At 48.8% G+C, this 24,584-nt stretch carries 28 protein-coding genes; 17 read left to right on the top strand and 11 right to left on the bottom strand.

The window, feature by feature from the left end:
• Positions 1–62: 62 nt before the first annotated feature.
• From IE074_RS00865 to IE074_RS00855, 3 genes are all read right to left on the bottom strand, one after another.
• The gene (locus IE074_RS00865; RefSeq protein ID WP_189383548.1) at positions 63–845 is read right to left on the bottom strand and encodes a hypothetical protein; all 783 of its coding nucleotides are present in this window, start codon (positions 843–845) and stop codon (positions 63–65) included.
• Between the two features lie 53 nt (positions 846–898).
• The gene (locus IE074_RS00860; protein WP_189383547.1) at positions 899–1,345 is read right to left on the bottom strand and encodes an OmpA family protein; all 447 of its coding nucleotides are present in this window, start codon (positions 1,343–1,345) and stop codon (positions 899–901) included.
• Positions 1,346–1,484: 139 nt separating this feature from the next.
• Positions 1,485–1,655 carry a hypothetical protein gene (locus IE074_RS00855; protein WP_189383546.1) on the bottom strand — a complete coding sequence of 57 codons (171 nt, stop codon included), beginning with the start codon at positions 1,653–1,655 and terminating at the stop codon, positions 1,485–1,487.
• A 232-nt stretch (positions 1,656–1,887) separates the two neighbouring features.
• Between IE074_RS00855 and thrS the strand changes: the two genes are divergently transcribed.
• The 6 genes from thrS (at position 1,888) to ptsP (ending at position 7,923) form a co-directional block, all read left to right on the top strand.
• Complete coding sequence (gene thrS / locus IE074_RS00850; RefSeq protein ID WP_189383545.1) at positions 1,888–3,822, top strand: threonine--tRNA ligase; 1,935 nt, start codon at positions 1,888–1,890, stop codon at positions 3,820–3,822.
• Positions 3,823–3,850: 28 nt separating this feature from the next.
• On the top strand, positions 3,851–4,390 hold the full coding sequence (gene infC / locus IE074_RS00845; RefSeq protein ID WP_189383735.1) for a translation initiation factor IF-3: 540 nt from the start codon (positions 3,851–3,853) through the stop codon (positions 4,388–4,390).
• Positions 4,391–4,462: 72 nt separating this feature from the next.
• Positions 4,463–5,425 (top strand): glutathione synthase, encoded by a 963-nt coding sequence (gene gshB, locus IE074_RS00840; RefSeq protein WP_189383544.1) that lies wholly within the window; start codon positions 4,463–4,465, stop codon positions 5,423–5,425.
• A gap of 9 nt (positions 5,426–5,434) precedes the next feature.
• On the top strand, positions 5,435–5,848 hold the full coding sequence (locus tag IE074_RS00835) for a PTS sugar transporter subunit IIA (protein ID WP_189383543.1): 414 nt from the start codon (positions 5,435–5,437) through the stop codon (positions 5,846–5,848).
• A gap of 29 nt (positions 5,849–5,877) precedes the next feature.
• Positions 5,878–6,147, top strand: a complete 270-nt coding sequence (locus IE074_RS00830) for an HPr family phosphocarrier protein (protein WP_189383542.1) — start codon at positions 5,878–5,880, stop codon at positions 6,145–6,147.
• Between the two features lie 21 nt (positions 6,148–6,168).
• Positions 6,169–7,923 (top strand): phosphoenolpyruvate--protein phosphotransferase, encoded by a 1,755-nt coding sequence (gene ptsP / locus IE074_RS00825; RefSeq protein ID WP_229793838.1) that lies wholly within the window; start codon positions 6,169–6,171, stop codon positions 7,921–7,923.
• 135 nt (positions 7,924–8,058) lie between these two features.
• Here the strand turns inward: ptsP and IE074_RS00820 are convergent, their stop codons facing one another.
• The 3 genes from IE074_RS00820 to IE074_RS00810 all read right to left on the bottom strand — a co-directional run bounded on the left by IE074_RS00820 (position 8,059) and on the right by IE074_RS00810 (position 11,090).
• Positions 8,059–9,225 (bottom strand): NAD(P)H-dependent flavin oxidoreductase, encoded by a 1,167-nt coding sequence (locus tag IE074_RS00820; RefSeq protein ID WP_189383541.1) that lies wholly within the window; start codon positions 9,223–9,225, stop codon positions 8,059–8,061.
• Between the two features lie 228 nt (positions 9,226–9,453).
• Positions 9,454–10,680: an ammonium transporter gene (locus IE074_RS00815; RefSeq protein ID WP_189383540.1), complete on the bottom strand. Its 1,227-nt coding sequence runs from the start codon at positions 10,678–10,680 to the stop codon at positions 9,454–9,456.
• 71 nt (positions 10,681–10,751) lie between these two features.
• On the bottom strand, positions 10,752–11,090 hold the full coding sequence (locus IE074_RS00810) for a P-II family nitrogen regulator (protein WP_189383539.1): 339 nt from the start codon (positions 11,088–11,090) through the stop codon (positions 10,752–10,754).
• 294 nt (positions 11,091–11,384) lie between these two features.
• Between IE074_RS00810 and IE074_RS00805 the strand changes: the two genes are divergently transcribed.
• From IE074_RS00805 to IE074_RS00765, 9 genes are all read left to right on the top strand, one after another.
• Entirely contained in the window at positions 11,385–12,191 is an 807-nt protein-coding gene (locus IE074_RS00805) for a hypothetical protein (protein WP_189383538.1), read from the top strand.
• A gap of 172 nt (positions 12,192–12,363) precedes the next feature.
• Positions 12,364–12,603 (top strand): accessory factor UbiK family protein, encoded by a 240-nt coding sequence (locus IE074_RS00800; RefSeq protein ID WP_189383537.1) that lies wholly within the window; start codon positions 12,364–12,366, stop codon positions 12,601–12,603.
• 89 nt (positions 12,604–12,692) lie between these two features.
• A complete protein-coding gene (locus IE074_RS00795) occupies positions 12,693–14,210 on the top strand; it encodes a YifB family Mg chelatase-like AAA ATPase (protein ID WP_189383536.1) in 1,518 nt (505 codons plus the stop codon).
• A gap of 353 nt (positions 14,211–14,563) precedes the next feature.
• Entirely contained in the window at positions 14,564–14,761 is a 198-nt protein-coding gene (rpmI, locus tag IE074_RS00790) for a 50S ribosomal protein L35 (protein ID WP_189383535.1), read from the top strand.
• Positions 14,762–14,773: 12 nt separating this feature from the next.
• A complete protein-coding gene (rplT, locus tag IE074_RS00785; protein WP_189383534.1) occupies positions 14,774–15,133 on the top strand; it encodes a 50S ribosomal protein L20 in 360 nt (119 codons plus the stop codon).
• An 86-nt stretch (positions 15,134–15,219) separates the two neighbouring features.
• Entirely contained in the window at positions 15,220–16,242 is a 1,023-nt protein-coding gene (gene pheS, locus IE074_RS00780; protein WP_189383533.1) for a phenylalanine--tRNA ligase subunit alpha, read from the top strand.
• A 53-nt stretch (positions 16,243–16,295) separates the two neighbouring features.
• Positions 16,296–18,701 carry a phenylalanine--tRNA ligase subunit beta gene (pheT, locus tag IE074_RS00775; RefSeq protein WP_189383532.1) on the top strand — a complete coding sequence of 802 codons (2,406 nt, stop codon included), beginning with the start codon at positions 16,296–16,298 and terminating at the stop codon, positions 18,699–18,701.
• Positions 18,702–18,713: 12 nt separating this feature from the next.
• A complete protein-coding gene (locus tag IE074_RS00770) occupies positions 18,714–19,052 on the top strand; it encodes an integration host factor subunit alpha (protein WP_189383531.1) in 339 nt (112 codons plus the stop codon).
• A 41-nt stretch (positions 19,053–19,093) separates the two neighbouring features.
• Entirely contained in the window at positions 19,094–19,489 is a 396-nt protein-coding gene (locus tag IE074_RS00765; RefSeq protein ID WP_189383530.1) for a MerR family transcriptional regulator, read from the top strand.
• Positions 19,490–19,599: 110 nt separating this feature from the next.
• Here the strand turns inward: IE074_RS00765 and IE074_RS00760 are convergent, their stop codons facing one another.
• Together IE074_RS00760 and IE074_RS00755 are read right to left on the bottom strand one after the other, a co-directional pair.
• Positions 19,600–20,760, bottom strand: a complete 1,161-nt coding sequence (locus IE074_RS00760) for an alpha-hydroxy acid oxidase (RefSeq protein ID WP_189383529.1) — start codon at positions 20,758–20,760, stop codon at positions 19,600–19,602.
• A 183-nt stretch (positions 20,761–20,943) separates the two neighbouring features.
• Entirely contained in the window at positions 20,944–21,402 is a 459-nt protein-coding gene (locus tag IE074_RS00755) for a hypothetical protein (protein WP_189383528.1), read from the bottom strand.
• Between the two features lie 368 nt (positions 21,403–21,770).
• Here IE074_RS00755 and IE074_RS00750 point away from each other — a divergent pair, with 368 nt between their 5' ends.
• Both IE074_RS00750 and IE074_RS00745 read left to right on the top strand, forming a co-directional pair.
• On the top strand, positions 21,771–22,202 hold the full coding sequence (locus tag IE074_RS00750; protein WP_229793837.1) for a DUF5602 domain-containing protein: 432 nt from the start codon (positions 21,771–21,773) through the stop codon (positions 22,200–22,202).
• Positions 22,199–22,720 carry a plastocyanin/azurin family copper-binding protein gene (locus IE074_RS00745; protein WP_189383527.1) on the top strand — a complete coding sequence of 174 codons (522 nt, stop codon included), beginning with the start codon at positions 22,199–22,201 and terminating at the stop codon, positions 22,718–22,720. The genes IE074_RS00750 and IE074_RS00745 overlap by 4 nt, the downstream gene beginning before the upstream one ends.
• Before the next feature lie 15 nt (positions 22,721–22,735).
• Here IE074_RS00745 and IE074_RS00740 read toward each other — a convergent pair whose 3' ends face one another.
• From IE074_RS00740 to IE074_RS00730, 3 genes are all read right to left on the bottom strand, one after another.
• Positions 22,736–23,422 carry an RNA polymerase sigma factor gene (locus IE074_RS00740; protein WP_189383526.1) on the bottom strand — a complete coding sequence of 229 codons (687 nt, stop codon included), beginning with the start codon at positions 23,420–23,422 and terminating at the stop codon, positions 22,736–22,738.
• A gap of 100 nt (positions 23,423–23,522) precedes the next feature.
• Complete coding sequence (locus IE074_RS00735) at positions 23,523–24,296, bottom strand: YggS family pyridoxal phosphate-dependent enzyme (RefSeq protein ID WP_189383525.1); 774 nt, start codon at positions 24,294–24,296, stop codon at positions 23,523–23,525.
• A gap of 14 nt (positions 24,297–24,310) precedes the next feature.
• On the bottom strand, positions 24,311–24,574 hold the full coding sequence (locus IE074_RS00730; protein WP_189383524.1) for a DUF2249 domain-containing protein: 264 nt from the start codon (positions 24,572–24,574) through the stop codon (positions 24,311–24,313).
• Between the last annotated feature and the right edge of the window lie 10 nt (positions 24,575–24,584).

Genomic DNA, 24,584 nt, shown 5'->3' with positions numbered 1-24,584 from the left:
TAACTAGAAATAAAAAATCCAGATTTTCATCTGGATTTTTTATTGCCTGCAATTTTGAGGATTTAAAAACCCAGGTCGTTGCGAAGGCGTTCTTTTTGCTGCCGAAGGTTTTGCAGTTGTTCTAATTCGGGGCTGGTTGTATTGATATTGCCTGAATTGGTATTGCCGCTATTAATGGGGGCAGGAAAGTTGCTAAAGGGTGAGCCCTCTCCGGTCTCGAAAGGAGGTGGATCGGGGTTGATTGCCGGTGCTGCGCCCGGTGCCGGAAAATTGGTCTGCGGCGCGGGGAAACTGTTGTTAATGGTAGCATCACCTGGTGTATTGCTGTTCGGGCTGTCAGTGGCTTCAAACAGCTGCTGATTGGAGGCTGGTGCAACAGGTGTGGGAAAAGGACTGGGGGGAGCCAGTGGTACGGGTGGGATGGCCTGTTTGAGGTCCGGATTGATTTTAAGTGCGTGGGGTTCGTCAGGGGCTTCGGGAGCCGATTCGGGTTCGGTAACTGGCTGCGTAGCGATGGCGGGTATTTGTGGTGCTGGGGCAATAACGTTAACAGTAGACTCCTGTTGTTTGGATTCTGCCGGTTGGTTTTGCTTTAAAGGATCCTTGCCGGATTCAGTGGGCAAGACAGCCGGGGTTTCTGTTGGCGCCAGTTGGGATTCATCGGGTAGCTGGATGGTGCCCGAGACGGTAGTTCCGGACTGGGTGCCGTTGTCTTGCATCAGGCTGTTTTCAACGCCCTTGACGGGGGGGCGGGTAAAAACGTCATAAACAGATTTTCCAATGAAAAACAGGACGCCTGTTGCCACAATAGCCAGAATGGTATTTGAAATAATTGGTTTAGCCATGCTTGAAAAGTGAAGATTTAAATAAGTTGATGGGGGGTTCGGACCTGGCCTGACTAATTGAAAATATTATTGCCGAATTTGTAAAGGCCATCAAAGAAACGCTCAATGGCACTTACATTCATTTCACTGGTGCTTTCACCCAGAATAATGATTTTGGTTTTATATTGATTGCCAGTATTATTGCCTGTTTGGCTGCCATAGGCATTAGGTTGGGTGTAGGCCAGCCGATTTTTGTCAATACCACGGTCGGTCAGGGCTTTCATGAGTGTTAATGAGCGCACCTCCTGCAGCTCCTGATTCAGTTCGCTTGAGCCGGTATTTTCAGAAATGCTGTCAATCAGTACTTTGCGATGGGGGCGCTCTTTAAGTAATTCAGCCACTTTGTTCAGATAGGGGGGCGCATTGGAGGAAAGGGCGGCTGAGCCGGGCATAAATAAATCGCTGTCGCGAGAGGTGAGTGCAACGCCACGGGTATCTTGCGTAATTTGAAGGTGACTCATTCCGTTATTACCCGTGTTTAGGCTTGAACAGGCACTTAACAGGCAAAAAAAAGCAAGAGCGAAACCAAGGTGAATGGATTTGAATGGTTGCATGAGTCTAAATATTGAGAATAAACAATGGGTTAAATTGTAACCCAGATTAATGGTGGAGTGGTTTAGCAGTTTTGTCAGTTGCGCTATTTTGTAACCAGTCTTGATGCATGGGTAAATTCAATAATTGCTTACGTCTTGCAAGGGCATTGATAACAGGAAGTGTTGAAAATAATGCAAGTTTGGTCTGTTTTACAACATTTGATGATGTTTTTTCCATGCAAACACGGCTTTTAATATGCCAAAACACAGAAAATGTTAGAATCAATTAATTATTGTATTTGGTAGAGACTGAAATAAATGAGATCCTTAACTGCACGAACTACGAGAACAGAAACCCAAAATTTCTAGTCGCGATCGTGAGAGTTTTATATTATGAATTTTTCTTGCAGTCTCATCCATAGCGCGACTAAACACTAGTCGCGTTTTTATTTTTTATTAGGGCATTTTAAATGATTCAGATTACTTTACCAGATGGTTCCCAGCGCCAATTCACCGACCCTGTCAGTGTAGGTGAAGTAGCTGCAACTATCGCGCCCAGCCTGGGTAAGGCTGCCCTGGCGGGCAAAGTGGCTGTAGGGTCTGAACAAGCCAGGTTGGTGGATACTAGTTTTGTCATTGCACAAGATGCACAATTGTCCATCGTCACCGCCAAAGATCCCGAAGGCCTGGACCTTATCCGTCATTCTACCGCCCATTTGCTGGCCTATGCCGTAAAATCGCTATTCCCCGATGCACAGGTTACCATTGGCCCCGTGATCGATAACGGGTTTTACTACGATTTTTCTTACAAGCGTGCTTTTACGCCCGAAGACCTGCAGAAAATTGAAAAGAAAATGCAGGAACTGGCCAAAAAAGATGAGGTTGTTACACGTGAAGAGTGGCTGCGTGACGATGCGGTTGCTTTTTTCAAAGAACAGGGCGAGCACTACAAGGCTGAAATCATCGCCTCCATTCCGTCCAATGAGCCCATCAGCCTGTATCGTGAAGGTGATTTCATCGATTTGTGTCGCGGCCCACACGTGCCCTCAACCGGCAAGCTGAAAGTTTTCAAGCTGATGAAGGTGGCGGGTGCTTATTGGCGTGGCAATAGCAATAATGAAATGCTCCAGCGTATTTATGGCACTGCCTGGGCCACCAAAGAAGAGCAGGCCCAGTATTTGAATATGCTTGAAGAGGCCGAAAAACGGGATCACCGCAAGTTGGGCAAAGAGCTGGATCTGTTTCATTTTCAGGATGAGGGTCCGGGCCTGGTGTTCTGGCACCCCAAAGGCTGGAGGATCTGGCAGCAGGTAGAGCAGTACATGCGCAATGTCTACATTGATAACGGCTACCAGGAAGTCAAGGCGCCTCAAATTCTGGATTTGTCCCTGTGGAAAAAAACCGGACACTGGGATAACTATAAAGAAAACATGTTCACCACTGAATCCGAAAATCGGGTTTATGGGCTTAAACCAATGAACTGTCCCGGTCATGTCCAAATTTATAATTCGGGTTTGCATTCATATCGTGAACTGCCCATTCGCTATGGTGAGTTTGGCCAGTGTCACCGTAACGAGCCTTCAGGTTCGTTGCATGGCATGATGCGTGTGCGTGGTTTTACCCAGGATGACGGTCACATTTTCTGTACCGAAGACCAGCTGCAAGATGAATGCACGAACTTTACGGCCCTGTTGCAAAAGGTTTATCGTGACTTTGGCTTTACCGATGTGCTGTATAAAGTGGCTACCCGTCCTGAAAAGCGCATTGGTGATGATGCCATTTGGGACAAGGCTGAAGAAGCACTCATGGAAAGCCTGCGCCGCTCCGGTTGCGAGTTTGAAATTTCTCCCGGAGAAGGGGCTTTTTATGGTCCTAAAATTGAATATACCCTGAAAGATGCCATTGGACGTCATTGGCAGTGTGGCACCGTTCAGGTTGACTTTTCCATGCCGGTACGTTTGGGGGCTGAATATGTTGATGCCTCCGATCAGCGTCGTGCGCCAGTGATGGTGCACCGGGCCATTCTGGGCTCCCTTGAGCGCTTCATTGGTATGTTGATTGAAAACTATGCAGGTGCCTTGCCACCATGGCTGGCCCCTGAACAAGTGGTGGTATGTCCCATATCAGAGGTATTTTCCGACTATGCCAACAAAGTCGTGGGTATCCTGGGCAAGGAAGGTTTCCGTGCTTCCGCCGATTTGCGAAATGAGAAAATCACTCGTAAAATCAGGGAAAACAGTATGCAGAAAGTACCTTATATCCTGGTTGTTGGCGAAAAAGAGCAGGAAAATGGCGCTGTGGCCGTCCGTGGTCGCGGCAACCTTGATTTGGGTGTACTATCTGTCGATGATTTCGTCGCGCGTCTTCGCACTGACGTGGCTTTACGTCAAGATGTCAAGGCGTAATTTATTATCTTTTTAAGGAGTTGTTAACATCGCAACCGAAAAATCCCATCGCATAAATGCTGAAATACGCATTCCTGAAGTTCGTCTGATTGGCCTCGAAGGTGAGCAGTTAGGCGTTGTGAAAACACTTGAAGCCATTCGCATGGCTGAGCAGGCAGATGTCGATCTCGTCGAGATCGCGCCTAATGCGTCGCCTCCTGTTTGCCGTTTGATGGATTACGGCAAATTTAAATACCAGGAGCAAAAGCGACAGCAAGAAGCCAAGGCCAAGCAAAAAGTGATTCAGGTCAAGGAAGTCAAGTTCCGTCCTGCCACCGATGAAGGTGACTATCAGGTCAAGCTTCGTAACCTGCGTCGTTTTATCGATGATGGCGACAAAGCCAAGGTAACGCTTCGTTTCCGTGGACGTGAAATGGCACACCAGGAACTGGGTATGCGCGTGTTAGAACGAATTCGGGAAGATCTGGGCGATACGGTCCAGGTTGAGGCCATGCCCAAGCTCGAAGGACGTCAAATGGTAATGGTGCTTGCTCCACGTAAAAAAGCCGTGGGCGGCAAGGCTGAATAAACCTGACCATTCAGTTTTTATGACTCAATATATCCCGCTTTAACCGGCGGGAGTTTCTTTGGAAGTATAGCAATGCACGTATTATTCATCATAGACCCATTGCCCTTGTTAAAAGCATATAAAGACACATCGGTCGCCATGATGCGTGCCTTGATAAAACGCGGCCATTCCATCAGTGTTGCCCATCAGGGTGACCTGTTTATTGAAACCGGTCGGGTTTTTGTCCGCTCACGTTCCATACAAATTGAAGAGAATGCCAATTTGCATAGTAATGCCTGGTGGGCCTATACCTCTGAAGGCAATGAATTCCCATTGGTGCATTTTGATGCAACCATTATGCGCAAAGACCCTCCATTTGACATGGAGTACGTTTATTCAACCCACCTGCTGGAATATGCCGGGCAGCAAGGGGCTAAAGTATTCAATTCAGGGGCGGCCATCCGTAACCATCCTGAAAAATTGTCGATTACCGAGTTTTCAGAATTTACCGCGCCTACCCTGGTAACCCGTGATATGGCACGAATCAGGCAGTTTCACGCCCAACACCAGGATATTGTTGTCAAGCCACTAGACGGCATGGGTGGCAGCGGTGTTTTTCGGGTGCTCCAGAATGAGGCCAATCTAAACGCAATTCTCGAATTGCTGACCCAGGAAGGGAATAGAACCATTATGGCGCAGCGCTTCATTCCTGAAATTACCAATGGCGACAAGCGCATTCTGCTTATTGATGGCGCACCGGTTCCTTATGCGCTTGCACGTATTCCGCTAGCTGGCGAAACCAGGGGTAACCTGGCGGCAGGCGGGCGTGGTGTCGCGCAAAAACTTACTGATCGCGACCTGCACATTGCACAAGCCATTGCGCCTGTCTTAAGGCAAAGGGGCCTGTTGCTGGTGGGATTGGACGTCATTGGTGATTATGTAACCGAAATCAATGTAACCAGTCCAACCTGCTTTGTTGAAATTACCGAACAAACCGGTTTTGATGTGGCGGATCACTTTGCCCAAGCGCTTGAAAAAGCGGTTTTATCAGCCTAAGGTTGCTTTATGACTGCGATAGCAATAATTGCTCATGTTCCCTTGGCATCTGCCTTGCACGATTGTGCAACCCATGTCTATGGCAATCTGGAAAACTTTGTGTTCTTTGATATAGAGCCTGATGTGGATCCTGAGCAAAAGGTTGCAGAAATCACCGGGCAGTTAAGAAGCCTGGCCGACAAAAACAATGCGGTGCTGGTATTGGCAGATTTAGGTGGTGCAACACCCGCCAATATTGGAGCTAGGGCGGTGCAGATTTTACAAAAATCCGGTATTCAGGCGCATATTCTTTCAGGTACCAATGCCTGCATGATCCTGAATGCCATTCGTTACCGTGACAAACCCCTGGAAGAATTATGTGAATCGGTTTTCGAGGGGGGTAAAAAAGGCATGAAATGCATTGATCTTGCCAAGGATCAATAAATTTCGGTTATTAACGTATAAGATGAGTTATGGCTTCAGTAGAGATTATTATTAGCAATAAATTGGGATTGCATGCCAGGGCTGCCGCAAAATTAACGCAGTTGGCAAGTTCCTTTAGCAGTGAAATATTTATCAGTCGTGCGACGCAACGGGTCAATGCAAAAAGCATTATGGGTGTCATGATGCTGGCGGCAGGCAAGGGCACGCCCGTTACACTAGAGGCAATGGGTGATGATGCTCCAGAAGCATTGCAACAACTTGAGGCCCTGTTTAATAGTAAATTTGGTGAGCCAGAGTAAACATAAAAATTGGGCCTGCATATGAGAGAGTCAAAGGATATCCCCCCTTCAACCGCTGTGATGCTCATGCGTGGCAAGGGTGTGGCCCGAGGGTTTGCAATTGGTCGTGCGATTATTATGGGTGCAGCCACCCTGGAGGTCGCTCACTATCGCATTGCCACCGAAGATATCCCGCAGGAATGTGCCCGCCTTGATGCTGCGCTTGAAACGGTTTACAACGACCTGCAGCATATTATCAAAAACTTGCCGGCCGATGCACCCAAAGAACTGACCCCTTTGCTAAACGTTCACAGCTTGCTGGTTTCCGATCCCATGCTGTCAGAACAAACCCGGGAAATCATTGCCAGTCGCCAATATAATGCCGAATGGGCGTTAAGTACCCAGGGGCAATTGCTGGCTGATCAATTCTCGCTCATGGAAGATGAATATATTCGTGAGCGTGCCGCCGATGTGAATCAGGTTATTGAAAGGGTGCTGCGGGTGTTGTCAGGCATGGGCTCGTCCCTGTTGCCCGATATGTCACCAGATCTGGATATTAATTCATCCATTGTTGTGGCTCATGATATTTCTCCCGCAGACATGATTAAATTGCGCGGCGCCCGTTTTGCCGCTTTCGTCACCGATCTGGGTGGCGCAACCTCGCACACCGCCATTGTTGCCCGCAGCATGAATGTCCCGGCCGTGGTCGGCATGGGTAATATTCGCAGTCTGGTTCGTGACAAAGACATGTTGATTGTCGATGGTGAGGCCGGTCTTGTCATTGTCAATCCGTCTCCGCTCATTCTGTCCGAATACCAGCAGAAGCAGGATGCGTATATACGGGAACGTGCCGAGCTGATTATTCATAAGGATGAACCGGCCATTACCCTTGACGGTAAAAAGATCAAACTTGAAGCGAATATAGAGCTGCCACACGAGGCCGATGAGGTCATGCACTTGGGGGCTGATGGCATTGGCCTGTTTCGTAGCGAATTCCTGTTCATGGGGCGGGAAACCTTGCCTGATGAAGAAGAGCAATACGAAGCGTATTCGTATGTCCTGAAAACCATGCAGGGCAAGCCCGTTACGATTCGCACCCTGGATATCGGCTCAGACAAAACCCTGGATGGTGAAGCCACGGTTGCCGCCAATCCGGCCTTGGGTTTACGGGCAATCAGGTATTGCCTGTCCCGTCCCGAAATGTTCCAGACACAGTTAAGAGCCTTGCTTAGGGCCTCGGTGCATGGGAAATTAAGGATCCTGATCCCCATGCTGTCTCATATGCACGAGTTGCATTCTGTCAAGCAGGCCATAGAGTTTGCCAAAAACCAGTTGGCTGAAGAAGGTCACGCGTACGCCGATAATATTGAATTGGGCGCCATGGTTGAAATACCGGCCATCGCGATTGCCATTGAGCCGTTCCTGAAACATCTTGATTTTGTTTCTATCGGCACCAATGACCTTATCCAGTATACGCTGGCTATTGATCGGGTCGATAACGAAGTTTCAGACTTGTATGATCCCATGCATCCGGCTGTTTTGCGTTTGATTTCCCAAACCATCCAGGCCGGAGAGCGCGCCGGCAAAGAAGTGGCGGTGTGTGGTGAAATGGCGGGTGAATCCCGTTACACGCGGTTGTTGCTGGGCTTGGGCCTTACCGAGTTTTCCATGCATCCGCAGCAATTGCTCGATGTAAAGAAAATAGTGCGCACTTCCCATACCAATGCCTTAAGAAGCAAAATTGCCACGGCACTTAATCATGCCGAATATATTGATCTGGGGATACTTGAGGTTTAATTGAGTCCTGTCAAGATACTCTTTCCTTTTTACATAATCTTTCCTTTTCACATAAAAAAAGACCGGTTAAAAACCGGCCTGAATTTTGAACACTGAGGAAGGAAGGGCCGGTCTGTGCCGGTTAGATAAACTGGTTTAGCCTGGCATGACAGGCTTTTGTCCGGTCAGGAAATATTGAATGGTTTCATAAACGGTACGGATCTGGTCGCCAAAGGGTAGTGGATCTTTGCTGCGAAAAAACAGGCCTTTGCGGACATCGCCGTTGAAGGCATCGGAAAGACGTTGATCGATGCAGAACTGGCCAATTTTGCTGATACCATCGCGCAGCCCGCATACGCTAAGACAGTTCATGCTTTGTACACAACGGCGAGGATCGGCTTTGGCATTGGCCTGCAGCTTTTGTTCGTTGTTCAGGTATTTTTTCAGGAAAGGGGTCAGAATGCCACGGGCAGGCAGGCCTGCGACAGACATGAATTCAACAATATCTTCTTCCTTGGCTTCGGAAAGCGTTTTCTTGAAGTTGATATGGGCATCGCCTTCCTGGGTAACGGCAAAAGCAGTACCAATTTGAACAGCGCTGGCACCCCAGTCTTTAAGGGCAGTCTGGATTTTCTTGAAGTTGGCCATACCGCCGGCAAGAATAAGTGGAATTTTTTCGTTTTCAAGCCCCAGTTGTTTGAAAACCTGTGAGGTTTCTTCAAGAACCCGCCTGAAGCTGAAACGGTCATTGTTGAGGTCTGTCATGCTGGGAGAGCCCAAGTGGCCGCCGGCATGATTGGGATGCTCGATAATGATGGCATCGGGCAGACGGTTTTTTTTCATCCAGCGCTTAAGAACAATATTGATGCCGCGCGATTCTGACAGGATTGGAAACAGGGCTACATCGGGGTGATCGGCAGCCAGATCGGGTAATTCAAGTGGAAGACCAGCACCCATGACGATGGCGTCGGCGCCTGATTCGCAGGCTTGGGTAATAAGGGCAGAGTAGTCGGATACCGCTTTCATGACATTCACCGCAATCATGCCCTGGCCATTGGTTTGGGCCTTGGCAGCCTTGATTTCGCGATCAAGCGCAATACGATTGAGGATGTCGTAGTTTTCTTGCACCGGAATTTCTTTTGATTTTGCCAAAAGATCGGGGTGCAGATGACGTAAATCGATGCTGGCAATGGTGCCAATGGCATTTTCGCGGGCTACTGCACTTGCCAGTTTGTTGGCTGAAATGCCAACGCCCATGCCACCTTGAACGATAGGAAGCAGCTTGCGGTTTTTAATAAGAAGGGGATCAAGGTTTTGTGTCATGCTTTACAGTATAAGGCGATATCAATAAGATGTATTTTATATATATCTTTAATGATTTCAATTAATTTGTGTATATTGCCTTTTATTTGAATATCTTCCTTGATCCATATCAATAAACAATCCGCTTTCAGAATTTGGCGCTGATGTTTTTGTGATTAATCAAACTCAATAAAAAACGCCATTCATTTTTTATATGAATGACGCAAATGGGATGGAATTTATTTGTAATCAGAGATGGTAACCCTGTTCTCCATGGTGGCTAATGTCCAGGCCTTGGCGTTCAGCGTCTTTTTCAACCCGGATTCCGCCGGTCAACAAGCCGGCAATTTTCAGGGCAATGAAGGTAACAACCGCGCACCATACCGCCGTGATCAGCATGCCTTCAAGCTGGAGCCATACTTGGTAGGGAATTTCGCCTGCCGTTTCAAGCCCGGGTCCGCCCAAGGGTTTTGCATTGAAAACACCGGTAAGCAGTCCCCCTATGATGCCGCCCACACCGTGGATGCCAAACACATCCAGCGAGTCATCGGCGCGCAGGAGCCGTTTCAGGCCATTAACGCCCCACAGACAAAAAGCGCTGGTGACAAAACCGATAATCAGGGCACCTATGGGGCCCACCAGGCCAGCTGCAGGCGTAATGCCCACCAGGCCAGCGACAGCACCAGATGCAGCACCCAGCAAAGAAGGGTTGCCTTTGACTTTCCATTCGAGCAATACCCAGGCAATAACGGCAGCCGAAGTAGCCAGCAAGGTGTTAAAGAACGCAAGGGCCGCTTGTGTGTTGGCGCCCAGGGCAGAGCCCGCATTGAAACCGAACCAGCCTACCCATAACAAAGCAGCGCCAGTCATGGTCATCGTCAGGTTATGGGGCTGCATGGCTTCTTTACCATAACCCAGACGGGGGCCAATCATATATGCGGCAACCAGGGCAGCCACACCTGCGTTAATATGTACCACGGTACCACCGGCAAAATCCAGTGCCGCACCACTAAGCAGGCCCGTAGACGACCAGATCATGTGGGCAACCGGTACATATGAAAATGTCATCCAGATTGCCATGAAAACCAGTACTGCGGAAAACTTGATCCGTTCGGCAAACCCGCCAACAATCAGTGCGCAGGTAATACCGGCAAACGTTGCCTGGAATGATGCGAAGGTCAGTTCGGGAATACTGCCACTTAATGCGAAGGTATCACTGCCCAAGTCATACATTCCAGAAAAAAACAAGCGGCTGAAACCACCGAAAAACGAATTGCCATCAGTAAAGGCCAATGAGTAGCCGTAGGCATACCAAAGAATAATGGCAAGGGCGAAGGTAACCAGGACATGACTCATGACAGACAGAATGTTTTTGCTGCGTACCAGTCCGCCATAAAACATGGCCAGGCCAGGAATAACCATTAGCAGAACCAGTATTGTAGAAATGCTGACCCAGACGAGATCGGCTTTATCCATGATGAAATCCTTTAAATGCAATAATGCGTGTTATTTATTTTAAGTCATTGTTTTTATTAATAAAATTAAATTCAGAGTGCGGCTTCTCCGGCCTCACCGGTACGAATGCGGACAACCTGCTCAAGATTGGTGATGAAAATTTTACCGTCACCTATTTTCCCAGTCGTGCCGGCCTGGCAAATGGTTTCAATGGCTTGTTCGACCATGGCATTCGGAATGGCGGCTTCAAGCTTTATTTTGGGCAGAAAGTCAATAATATATTCCGCGCCGCGGTACAGTTCAGTATGGCCTTTCTGGCGACCAAAGCCTTTTACTTCGGTGATGGTCATTCCCTGTATGCCGATTTCGGCCAGGGCGATTCTGACGTCATCCAGCTTGAAAGGTTTAATAATGGCAGTTAGCAATTTCACGATAGTCTCCATTGCAAGTAAAAATTTGATATTTCAAAATGTGGAATATCGGCTCATTATTGATTAAGCAAAATCCATGCCAAAAAAAAAAGAATGAAATTTGCCCAATAAGTTGCTTTTTGGTGCATAACTTGATTCATCATGGTGCAAAAACCTTAAATTGCGCGCGAGTCTGTCAATAATGGTCAATGCATCAAAAAAAACATCACAAAATGAAATGACATACAGTGGAATCATTGTTTTTTCTTGCGTGTTGGTCGATACTGTTGGATATTTATTTTTTTAGGAGCATGTATGAAATATTCTTTGTCTAAATTAAGTATGCTGGCGGTCGTTTCCTCGGCATTTGTGTTGGCCGGATGTGATCAGGAAACAAAAACAGAAGCCGATCAGGCAGCCACGAAAGCGACAGAGGCTACTAATATTGCAGTTGAAACGGTTAAGGAAGCGGGCCAGCAGGCTGCGGATGCCGTAAAGGCAGGCACTGAAAGCGTGGTTGAAACCGTTAATTCAGCAACCGAAAACCTGAAGAAAGATGTGACGGCAACTGCTGAAGGCTTGTCAGATGCAGCCAAGACTGCCAAAGAGGAAGCCAAGGCAACGACCGAGAGTGTGGTGGAGTCTGTTAAAGAAGTCGCTGCAAGTGCAGAGGAAAAGGCCAAGGCAGCCACTGAAAGTGTGGTGGAGTCTGTCAAGGATGCCGCTGCAAGTGCTGAAGAAAAGGCCAGAGCCACTACAGAAAGTGTGATTGAGTATGTAAAGGAAGCCACGACTGGCGCGGAGCAAAAGGCCGAAGCTACTACTGAAAGTGTGGTTGAGGCCGTCAAGGAAGATGCGGTAAGTGTTGAAGAAAAAGCCGGGACAGCCACCGAAAATGTAGTTGAATCGGCCAAGGAAGATAGCACTGCAGCCCAAGAAAAAGTGGATGCAATCGCAGAAAAAATTTCTGAAAGCACTTCCGGTGCGATTGAATCTGTTAACAGTGCAGCCACTGAAGCTGTCGATTCAGTTAAAGAGGAGGCCTCCAGTGCCATGGGTGCATCCTCTGCAGATAGTACAGCCGCTGATGCTGTAACAGAAGAAGTCAAGCCTGCCCAGTAAGCGGCTTGAATCGGTGTTTGATAAAAACGGGCATTTCAGTTGCAAATGCCCGTTTTTTTTGAATAAGCCTTGGCTTTATCTGAAAAATGCGGGTTTATTAAGCTGAGCCGGTTCATTCTTATTTATAATGAGTCATCTGACTGTAAATACATATTTTTCTCAAGGGTGCCCCATGAAAAGCGGTAATCAAATTTTCGAAGAATTTCAGAAAAACATGCAGGAACTTATTGCAAAAAGTCCTGCTGCCGATATTGAAAAAAATGTAAAGGCATTTATGTCTCAAGGTTTCTCCAAGCTGGATCTGGTGACTCGTGAAGAGTTCGATATCCAGGTGGCCATGGTTGACAAATTGCGTGAGCGCATTGATGCTCTCGAGGGCTTGGTCAAGGCACTTGAAGAAAAAAAACAATAATCGTGTTTTCAACGATTGACAAAAAGGCCTCACCGGGCCTTTTTTAATGGTTTCCACCCGCATAATACAGCGTTGTTGCGGGAGTGTTTATGACATTGGCGGTATTAAAAAGCTGTGCCATTGCAGGCATGCATGCCCCAGAGGTGCGGGTAGAAGTTCATGTTGCGCCGGGTTTGCCTGCTTTCAATATTGTGGGTTTGCCGGGTACTGGGGTGAAAGAAAGTCGTGAGCGTGTGCGTTCGGCGTTAAGCAGTTGCGGTTATCAGTTTCCTGCAGGTCGCCTCACGGCCAATTTGTCACCGGCCGATCTGCCCAAGGATTCGGGCAGGTTCGATTTGCCAATTGCCTTGGGTGTCTTGCTGGCCAGCGGGCAAATTGTAATGCCCCCCGGGCAGGCTGTGGCGATGCTGTCCAGAACGGTCTTTGCCGGTGAGCTTTCATTAACCGGTACCTTAATTCCGGTTGCCGCGCCTTTGGTGATTGGGCTGTCGGTATATCGGCAAAAAATCAAGGATGCGGTTCTGGTCTTGCCTAAAGAAAATGCCGTGGTTGCGGCGCATATCCAGGGTTTGAACGTATTGGGTGCCAAGACCCTGAAAGAAGTGGCCGACTTTCTGGTGGGGCATACCCATCCCGGGTATGAGCTTGCCGGGGAAGTGGCCGCTAAAGAAACCACGGTTTATCCTTGCCTGTCCGATGTCAAAGGGCAGGCAATGGCTTGTCGTGCCCTTGAAATTGCCGCATCAGGGGGCCATGGGCTGCTTATGTCGGGCCCGCCGGGAGTAGGTAAAAGTATGTTGGCGCAACGGTTGCCCGGTTTGTTGCCGGCGCTTTCCAGTGAGCAGCTGCTTGAGGTTACGGCTGTGCAAAGCCTGTCGCAGCGTGAAGCGGTCATGTCCATGCAAAGGCCGTTCAGGGCTCCGCACCATTCGGCGTCCATGGTTTCCCTGATTGGGGGCGGGACCCAGCCAAAGCCTGGTGAAATCAGCATGGCTCACCATGGGGTGCTGTTCCTGGATGAGTTGCCCGAATTTGACCGAAGAGCCCTGGAATCGTTGCGGGAGCCAATGGAAAAAGGGGAAATTTGCATTACCCGGTCCAGCCGTTCGGTCGTGTATCCGGCGCAATTTCAATTGATTTCTGCCATGAATCCCTGTCCATGCGGGTATCTGGGGCATGCCAGCAAACCCTGCGTTTGCACCCCTGAAAAAATAAACCGTTACCAAGGCAAGTTGTCGGGTCCCTTGCTGGACCGGATTGATATGCAAATCACGGTGCATCCTTTTCGCGGAGACTGGGAAACGGCACAGGCTGCCGAGCCTTCGGTGCTTGTGAAAGACAGGGTGGCGTTTTGCCGGCATACTCAGCAGGCACGGCAAGGCAAGCTTAATGCACACCTTGATGCTGCCGAGATTGGCCGGTACTGCCAGTTGGATAGTGCCTGCAACCAGCTTATTCAGCAGGCATGCCAGCGGTTCAGCTGGTCTGTCAGGGTCATGCACCGGGTCTTGCGGGTGGCCCGTACTATTGCCGACATGACCGGAAAAGATGGGATTGATACTGTCTCGCTTTCTGAAGCCATCAGCTACCGCCAGCAAATGGATTAACAGCAGGGGTATTGCTTATCCTGCTGCCTGGGTAGCGTGTAATGTGTCAAGGCCGGTGCGTAAACGAAGGCATTAAGCCCGGTAAAAATGCCCGCGTGTATATTTTGCCTACACAATCGGATTTATTTTCCACTTATATTAGACAATAAAACAAAAATCATCGTATAATCAATGGTTTCCTGCAACCTCTTAGGTTTGCCCGGTGAATAGCGTGAACAAGTGGGCTTATGGCTTTTGTTTATCAGTTATTTCTTAGGGTAAATTCGAACGAAGCCTTGTATGGGAATTGATTAGGGTTTTGCAAGTTCCGGCAGTTGGCTGGGCACCTTTAATCAGCATTATTGGGTTATATCATGCCAAAAATGAAAACCAAAAAAGGCGCTTCCAAGCGCTTTAAGGTTCGCGCCAGCGGATCTATCAAGCGTGGTCAGGCGTTCAAGCGTCACATCCTGACCAAAAAAACAACCAAGAACAAACGCCAGTTGCGTGGTTCTGCTGCAGTTCACGATTCAGACGTGGCTTCAGTCAAGGCAATGATGCCTTTCGCTTGATAGGAGAATAATATGCCTCGCGTAAAACGCGGTGTTACCGCACGTGCTCGTCACAAAAAAGTTATTGCTGCAGCTAAAGGCTATCGTGGCCGCCGCGGTAATGTATTCCGCATTGCCAAACAGGCAGTGATGAAAGCCGGTCAATATGCTTATCGTGACCGTCGCAACAAAAAACGCACATTCCGTGCACTCTGGATTACTCGTATCAATGCTGCTGTTCGTGAACATGGCGTTACATACAGTGTCTTTATTGCTGGCCTTAAAAAAGCGGCAATCGAACTGGATCGTAAAGTTCTGGCCGATATGGCTGTTAACGACAAGGCAGGTTTTGCCGCTATTGTTAACCAAGCCAAATCAGCCCTGGCAGCCTAAGATCCAACAGTTGTAAATTAATTGCTGTACCCAACAGGCGGGGCTCAATATGGGTCCCGTTTGTTTTTTTAACGAATGGTAATTTCATGACACAGTCGCTCGATGAACTTATAAGCCAAGCCCAGGAAAAATTCGCAGAAGCGGCCGATGCAGCCGCCCTGGAAAATGAGAAAGCTAAATTTTTAGGTAAAAACGGTGTAATTACCGGCCTGATGAAAGGTCTGGCGCAGTTGGCACCTGATCAAAAGCGAGCAGAAGGTGCCCGTATCAACCAGGCCAAGCAACAAATAGAGTCCTTGCTGAACGAGCGCCGTGATGAATTTGCCAAAGCCGAATTGAATAAACGTCTGGCAGCCGAAACCATTGATGTCAGCTTGCCCGGCAGAGGGCGTTCCAAAGGGGGTATTCACCCCGTTATCCAGACCTGGCAGCGTATTGAGGAAATTTTCCGTTCTATTGGTTTTGAAGTGGCCGATGGCCCCGAAATTGAAAATGACTGGACCAACTTTACTGCCCTGAACAACCCCGAGAACCATCCGGCACGTTCAATGCAAGACACCTTCTATGTCGATATGGACGATGCGGGTGGCTTGCCTTTGTTGCTTCGCACCCATACCAGCCCCATGCAGGTGCGTTACGCCCGCATGCACAAACCCCCTATTAAAGTGATTGCTCCCGGTCGCACTTATCGTGTCGATAGCGATGCCACACACTCTCCCATGTTCCATCAGGTAGAAGGGTTGTGGATTGCCGAAGATATTTCTTTTGCCGACCTGAAAGGGGTGTATACCAATTTTCTGCGTGCGTTTTTTGAAACCGAAGACTTGTGCGTGCGTTTCCGTCCTTCATTCTTTCCATTCACCGAGCCTTCTGCCGAAATCGACATGATGTTCACTTCCGGGCCCAATCAAGGGCGCTGGCTGGAAATTTCCGGCTCGGGACAGGTGCATCCTACCGTGGTTAAAAATTACGGACTGGACCCCGAAAAATATATTGGCTTCGCTTTTGGCTCTGGCATCGAGCGCCTTACCATGTTGCGTTATGGTGTTAACGACCTGCGCCAGTTTTATGAAGGTGATCTCCGGTTCCTGCGCCAGTTCAACCGCTAAGTTGGCCTGCAGTTCAGGCAGTCATCCAATCCATTGCAAAGAAACGAATTATTATGTTATTTCCAGAATCCTGGCTTAGATCCTTGGTTAATCCGGCCATTAACACAGAAGAATTGTCCCATCGCCTGACGATGGCTGGTCTAGAGATTGAAGACACCGCACCGGTTGCACCGCCATTCACTGGTGTGGTGGTTGCCCATATTGTTGAAGTCGCCCCTCACCCCAACGCGGATAAGCTGCGTATCTGCCAGGTTGATGACGGCTCTGGCGAGCTGCTGCAAATTGTCTGTGGTGCGCCGAATGCCGCCAAAGGCATTAAAGTGCCATTGGCTAAAATAGGGGCTGTGCTGCCAGGCAATTTTAAAATCAGCAAAGGCAAGCTGCGTGGTGAAGTATCTTTTGGCATGTTGTGTTCCGCACGTGAATTGGGTTTGTCCCAGGATCATGGCGGCTTGCTGGAGCTGGAAGCGTCTGCGATGGTTGGCCAGGACATTCGTCAGGCCCTGGATCTGGATGACACCGTTTTTGAAATCAAATTAACCCCCAATCGTGCCGATTGCCTTTCCTTGCATGGTGTTGCCCGTGAAGTCTCTGCGCTTACCGGTGCTCCGCTCAAGGCGTTTGATTTTTCACCGGTTGCGGTTTCCATCAACGACAAGCTGGCTGTTAATGTGCAGGCCCCTGATTTATGCGGTCGTTTTGCCGGTCGTATCATTAAAGGTGTTAACGCCAAGGCGCCAACCCCAGCCTGGATGAAATCCCGCCTTGAAAGGGCGGGGCAGCGTTCCGTTTCCGCGCTGGTGGATATTTCCAACTACGTCATGCTTGAACTGGGCCGTCCCACTCATGTTTTTGACTTCAACAAAATCAATGAGGACCTGGTGGTTCGCTGGGCCAAAAAAGGTGAGTCACTGAAGCTGCTGAACGGTCAGACCGTAGAGCTGGATGAAGAAGTGGGTATTATTGCCGCCGGTGACACCATTGAAAGCCTGGCGGGCATCATGGGGGGCGATGCCACTGCGGTGAGCCTGGAAACGACTGATATCTTCGTGGAAGGTGCTTTCTGGTTCCCGGAAGCCATTGCCGGTCGCAGCCGCCGCTTTAAGTTCAGCTCCGAGGCCAGTCACCGTTTTGAGCGTGGCGTGGATTTCCAGAACGTGGTTGAGCACCTTGAGTACATCTCTCGCCTGATTCTTGAAATTTGCGGTGGCCAGGCCGGTCCGGTCGAAGATCAGATAATCAATCTGCCACAGCGTAACCCGGTTTCCATGCGGGTTGCCCGTTGCCGTAAGATTCTTGGCATTCCGGTCGATACGGCAGAAATTGAAAAAATCTTTACACAGCTGCAATTGCCTCACACCTTTGATGGTGAGGTGTTCACGGTAACCCCACCTTCATACCGCTTCGATATTGAAATTGAAGAAGACCTGATTGAAGAGGTTGCCCGTATTTATGGTTTCGAGCGGATTCCCGACAATCCACCCAAAGCGCTGGCCTCCATGCTGCCAAGCAACGAAACCCGGCGCAGTGAGCACGACATGCGTTATGTCATGGCCGATCTTGACTATCAGGAAGTGGTTAATTTCAGTTTTGTGGAAACAGACTGGGAAAGTAATTACATGGGTAATCAAAATCCCATCAAACTGCTTAACCCGATTGCCAGCCAGTTGGCCGTTATGCGTTCTGGCCTGATTGGTGGGTTGATTGCCAATATTTGTCATAATGCCAAGCATAAACAAACCCGCGTCCGGGTGTTTGAGCTGGGTCGTGTGTTCAGTCGCAATGCTGCCGTCAAAGACGGCGATCTGACGGTGGCCAATATCAGCCAGCCTTTGCACCTGGCTGGCGCGGCCTGGGGGCCTGCCGTTCCCGAGCAGTGGGCAGAGCCGGTGCGTCAGGTGGATTTCTTCGACGTTAAAAATGATGTTGAAAACCTGTTTGGCAAAAAAGCAGAACTGTTAAGATTTGTGGCGCAACCGCATCCTGCGTTGCATCCTGGCCGTAGCGCTGCCATTTTACTGGATGGCAGGCAGATTGGTTTCATGGGTGAATTGCATCCCCAGTGGGTTCAGGACAACGAGCTTGTACATGCACCGGTGGTTTTTGAAGTGTCGGTCGATGCGCTTTCCCATATTGCCTTGCCCGAAGTCAATAACCTGTCGCGTCAACCCCTGGTTATTCGGGATCTGGCTATCTGGGCACCGGTTGAGTTACCTGTCCAGGCAATTCTGGATACCCTTGCTTTGCATCAAAAAGATTTGCAAGAGCTTGATATTATTAAGGAAATTTCTTTGTTTGACGTCTGGCGTGATGTAAAATCCGAGTCTGGTGAGCGTAGTCTGGCTTTCCGTTTTGTACTTCAGGATCCGCAGGCAACACTGGAAGAAATGCGTGTTGAACAATGCATGGCATCTGTTCTGAATGTTTTGGTCAATGCACACAATGTGCGTCAACGCTAAGGCAATATTGAAATGGCAGAAGAAAATACTACCCTTACCAAGGCCGAACTGGCCGAAATGTTATTTGATCGTGTTGGCCTGAACAAGCGTGAAGCCAAAGACATTGTAGATACCTTTTTTGAAGAGATACGCGAATCCCTGGCAAAGGGTGAACCTGTGAAACTGTCCGGTTTTGGCAACTTTCAGGTACGCGACAAACCGGCCCGTCCCGGTCGCAACCCGAAAACGGGTGAGGTGATCCCGATTGCGGCGCGTCGTGTCGTGACCTTTCATGCAAGTCAAAAGCTTAAAGCAATTGTTGAGCAGGGTGAGGCCTATGATCCCAATTCTGAATATGCGCTTCAGGATTAAGGTGTATTCCATAAAAGATCATTTGGGTTTACAATCAAGCGATGAATCAAAAAGCCAATACCACTTCGACCATCTTGCCGCCCATTCCGGCAAAACGATACTTCACCATTGGTGAAGTATCCGAATTATGCTTGGTAAAACCACATGTTTTACGCTATTGGGAACAAGAGTTCACCCAATTGAATCCTGTTAAAAGGCGCGGTAACCGTCGTTATTACCAGCACCATGAAGTGCTGTTAATTCGCAAAATACGCGATTTGCTGTACGAACAGGGTTTTACCATCAACGGGGCGCGTAATCGTCTGGGTGATGCCCGTGATATCCCGCATGACCAGGATGCCGCCGTTCGTCTTTCAGGTGCAGAGCTTCAGTCTTTGCGCACTGAATTGAGCGATATCGTGGGTATGTTCAACAACTTGCTTAAAGATCGCGGCTAACTCTGTAAAACGTACCGTTTTGCATAAACAGTGTAAGCCTGTTTTGAAAAAGCCGCCCCAAAATCTGGCGGCTTTTTTTATTAAAGACAGGAAACTTCCTGCCTGACTGCTTAGCGGTCCATAATCAGGATGTTTTTATCTACATTATTAATATTGGTATGACCGCAAAACGCCATGCTGATATCCAGTTCATTGGCAATGATTTCCAGTGAACGGGTCACGCCATCAAGGCCATATGCACCCAGTCCATAAAGGAAGGAGCGGCCAATTAATGTGCCTTTGGCACCCAGGGCAATGGCTCGCAATACATCTTGTCCCGAGCGGATGCCGCCATCCATCCAGACTTCGGTTTGGCTACCCTGGTTTTTAACTGCTTCCACAATATCGGGAAGAGCGGAAATTGAAGAGGGGGCGCCATCCAGCTGGCGTCCGCCATGGTTGGACACGACAATCGAATCGGCACCGCTATTGGCAGCATGCAATGCATCTTCCTTGTCCATGATGCCTTTGATGATCAGTTTGCCACCCCATTTCTTTTTAATCCATTCAACATCGTCCCAGCTTAGGGTCGGGTCAAACTGTTCGGCCGTCCAGGAGGCCAATGAAGACATATCGCCAACCCCTTTGGCATGTCCCACAATATTGCCAAACGTACGGCGTTTGGTTTGCAGCATATGCCAGCACCACTCTGGTTTAAGGGCCAGATTCAGCAAATTCACCAGTGTGGGTTTGGGTGGGGTGGATAGGCCGTTCTTGATGTCTTTATGACGTTGGCCCAATACCTGCAGGTCTAGTGTGAGCATTAAGGCAGAGCAATTGGCGGCCTTGGCGCGGTCAATCAGGCGTTCAATATAGTCTTTGTCACGCATGACATACAGTTGAAACCAGAAAGGTGCGGATGTATGGGCAGCCACATCTTCAATAGAGCAAATGCTCATGGTGGAGAGTGTGAAGGGGATGCCGAAGCGTTCTGCCGCCTTGGCTGCCAGGATCTCTCCATCGGCGCGTTGCATGCCGGTTAAGCCGGTAGGTGCGATGGCCACGGGCATGGCGGTATTAATGCCAATCATTTTGGTTTTCAGGCTGCGGCCTTCCATATTCACGGCAACACGCTGGCGGAATTTGATTTTCTGGAAATCGCTTTCATTGCTGCGATAGGTGGATTCTGTCCAGGAGCCAGAATCGCAGTAATCGTAGAACATTTTGGGAACTTTGATTTTGGCAATGCGTCTGAGGTCTTCAATGCAGGTTATTTTTGCTAGATTTGCCATTAATAATACCTATCCGGGTGATCAACTTTAAATATTCAATTCTATACTGTTATGCCTGGGCCGTCATACAAGGCCCATGAAAATGAAACATCCTGCCTTGTGGGCAGGATGCGGGCAAGTACTGGGGAGGTGCGGGTGTATAAAGGCACCATCCATGATGGCAGGTGCCAGGGCCCAATGGGCCTAGTTGCCTGGCGCCCAGCGAATGACATTGCTGACCCGGGCATTTCCCTGAAGCCTGAAAGTATTGCTTTGGGTTTGGTTGTTATAAGTTGCTTTCAGGTTATACGTGCCATCGGGCAATTTGATATAAAGCAGCGGACCGGTATCGCTGGCTTCAAATACCGACTGGTTGTGCTGGTTGGTAACGACGACCTGTACATTGCCCAGATACGCACCGGCGTTGTCGGCAAACGTTAAATGTACATTGTAATTACTGGATTGTGCCTTGATTTCGTTTTGTTCGCTATTGCCAAAACCACCGGTGATATATTGGATTGATTCGTTTGACTGGTTATAGGTTTGTGGTTGTACCTGGGCTTGCACCATATTTTGTGTGCCAGCGTAAAGCCCAAAAGCAATGGCAGAAGTGAGCATGAATTGCTTGATGACTTTGGGATCAAAATGATATGTTTTTTGCATGGTACTTCCTTTTTTTGAATTTACAACTATCTAAAAGGGTGCCGATGTAATGCAGGCAGTTTGACCTTTTAAGTGCGTTTCATTGTACAGGCCTTGCATGCGCTTGCATTATTCTGAATTCCACTGAAATATTTAATCAGAAAAATACCATGATATCAATAGATTAAGTGTGTGGGGTTTTTGCGTTTATTGCCCAGGACGTTACCAGGGGCCTGCCTGTCAGCGTTTTCAGGTATTAACTTCGTATATTCAATTGGCATATTAAATGACTTAAAACCGTATGTTTTGAAACGCCCGTGTTCTTTTCTGCATCTAATGGGCAGATAACCCCAGGATGGGGGTATTTGTTATTGAACAGGAGAAAAGACATGAGTAAATTATTGTTACCCTTAGTGGCCGGTGCCCTGGTGCTGGGGTCTTCTTTTGCGGTACGGGCACAACCCGTTAGTGATGCTATCGTGAAAGCCCCTCCGGCAGAGCCTTACAGGGCTGTTAGTTCCCTGGTGAAATTGCCTGATTTCATTCCGGGCTTGGGACAGCTGTTTGTTGATCCTGCCACCTTGCCCGCAGGGCCATTTCTGGCCTATGATCGCGACGGCAAACTGGTAAGCACTGTTTATATGATTCCCATTAAGGACATGACAGCTGAAAAATCATTTTCAGACCTGAAAGTACCCGGCATTGCCGTGGATCACACCGATATCATGTATAACGCCGGTCACCCTGGTGTAGAGGTGCCTCATATTCATATTGTGCTGTGGCATATTCCCGCAGGGGAAGAAAGCAGAGTGGCAAAATGAACAGGCAACGCAGAAAATTCATGCTGCATGGTAGCGGGCTATGGCTGGCTGCCAGTTTTTATCCGGGTTTGCTTTTGTCTGAAAATGTGATGGACATAGTAATGGCTGGCACGGTTGGTGGCGCGCATGTCTGGTATGATCCGTATGGCTTGCTTATTCAAGCGGGGCAAACGGTAAGGTGGGTGAATAAAGATCCCGGCAATACCCATACCGCTACGGCCTATCACCCGGATAATTATGGGCGATCCCGCCGAATTCCGCTTGGAGCGGCTGCCTGGAATTCAGGGTTTCTTTTACCTGATGAGTCTTTTTCAGTGACTTTTGAAAGGGAGGGGATTTATGATTTTTACTGCCTGCCTCATGAGCATGCGGGTATGGTTGGAAGAATAATTGTTGGCAAACCCGACTTGCACGATTGGTTCGGCCAGGAAAATGCTAATAAAGACGTGCCTACGGTTGCTTTGAAGGCTTTCCCGACGGTGGATAAGATCCTGCAAGAAAAAATAGTTCGGGTATAAATTGAAAGGCGTCAATTACGGTAGCCGCGACATGACAGCGGCTACTATCCTGTCGCAACGCTCGCCATCAAAGGCAAAGACATTACCGTAAGCGGTTTCAATTTCTTTTGACAGGGCTGCCTGCATTAACTGCCTTGCCCTGAAAAAATGGGTTCGTACCGTTGCCTCGGGGATATCCAGCATAATGGCTATTTCAGTGGCTGGCATTTCCTCAACTGCCCTTAATATGAACACGAGCCGAAGCTGGTGAGGCAGGGTGTCCAGCTTTTGCTCTATCAGGTGACGTATTTCTGTTTGTAGAACCTGTTGTTCCGGCTCTGAGTGGGTATCGATTTTCATATTGGCGCCTTCGGCAATATCGGCAGAACTTATGTTTTCATGAAGTTCAACAACATTATTCCATTGCCGCTTTTTGCGTATTCTACCCAAGGACTCATTAATCACAATCCGGGTTAGCCAAGTGGAAAACAAGGCCTCTGCCCGAAAAGTGGCCAGATGTAAAAAAGCATGGATATAAGCTTCCTGCAGGGCATCTTCAGCATCGGAATCCTGTTTCAGGATACTTCGGGCCACGCGGAACAGGCGCGGGTTATACCTTCGCATAAGAATCGCAAAGGCAGATGTATTGCCGGCAATAACTTGAAATACCAGATCGTTATCTGATGTTTCTACAGAGTTTGTGTGTGGCTTGTCCGGTGGCATAACACATCTCCTGATGGTCTGTATGTCTGTTATACCTGCATTGGATGCATTTCATCAACAAAATGTTCTGTTTGTCATGTCAAAAAAAGCTTGAGGATGTTTATCCATGGGTGGGCCAATAATAACTGTCAGGAAGGGCACGCGCACCAAAAATTGCCTGCCCAACACGTACCACCGTGGCGCCTTCTTCCACCGCCATTGCATAATCGCCCGACATCCCCATGGACAGCTCGTGCAGTTGCATATTGGCGGGGGCGTCTTGCTGGCGTTGATCGCGAAGGTTGCGCAACAGGCGAAAACAGCTGCGTACCCGTTGCTCATTATCCGATAAGCAGGCCAGCGTCATGAAGCCTTTTACTTTCAGGCAGTCAAAAGAGGCAAGGGACTTGATGAAAGCAGCGGTTTCTTCCGGGTGAAGACCGTATTTGCTGGTTTCACCAGACGTATTGACCTGTATGAAAACATCGATTGAACGGCCTTCTTCCTGTAGCTTGCGTTCTAGCGCCTCGGCTAACCGGATGCTGTCCAGTGCCTGGAATTCTGCTGCAAATTTGGCCACAAACTTGGCTTTGTTGGTTTGCAAATGGCCAATAATAGACCATTGCAAGTCATTCAGTGCGGACAGGGACTGCCATTTGTCAAAGGCCTCTTGCACCTTGTTTTCACCCAGAAAATGGCATCCTGCCTCGTACGCCAGTTGAATGCGCGCCTTGTCTACCGTTTTGCTAACGGGTAACAGGCGTACGGTGTGGGCGTCCCTGCCCGAGCGTTGGCAGGCGGTGGCAATTTTTTGCCTGACCACAGCCAAATTATGCTTGAAATCGTCAACGGTTAACGCGGTGGGGTAGCGGTTTTCCTGAGTGGGTGTTGTCATAAGTAATTGAACAATTAGCCTTGTATCTGGAAATCAATCACGATTTCGCCAGGCTCACGGGCAACATAGGAAATGGCAACCTGCTTACCAAAATGAGCCTCGATTTGCGCCAATAAGGGCAAGGGATCGTGATCATTGCAAAAACGCATCGTCTCGCCCGGATGCAGGGCAGACAAGGCACCAAAAATGGCCGCATGACGAAAACGTTTAGCAACGCCACGTGCATCAAACGGGTAAACATGCGGATCAAACATAGGTAAAGATGTATCTTGAGTCATGATAGTCGAA

It is taken from the genome of Advenella faeciporci, from assembly GCF_014652395.1.
Lineage (GTDB): Bacteria > Pseudomonadota > Gammaproteobacteria > Burkholderiales > Burkholderiaceae_B > Advenella > Advenella faeciporci.
Note: the sequence above shows the minus strand (reverse complement) of the source record. Positions and strands in the feature narration are given on the sequence as shown.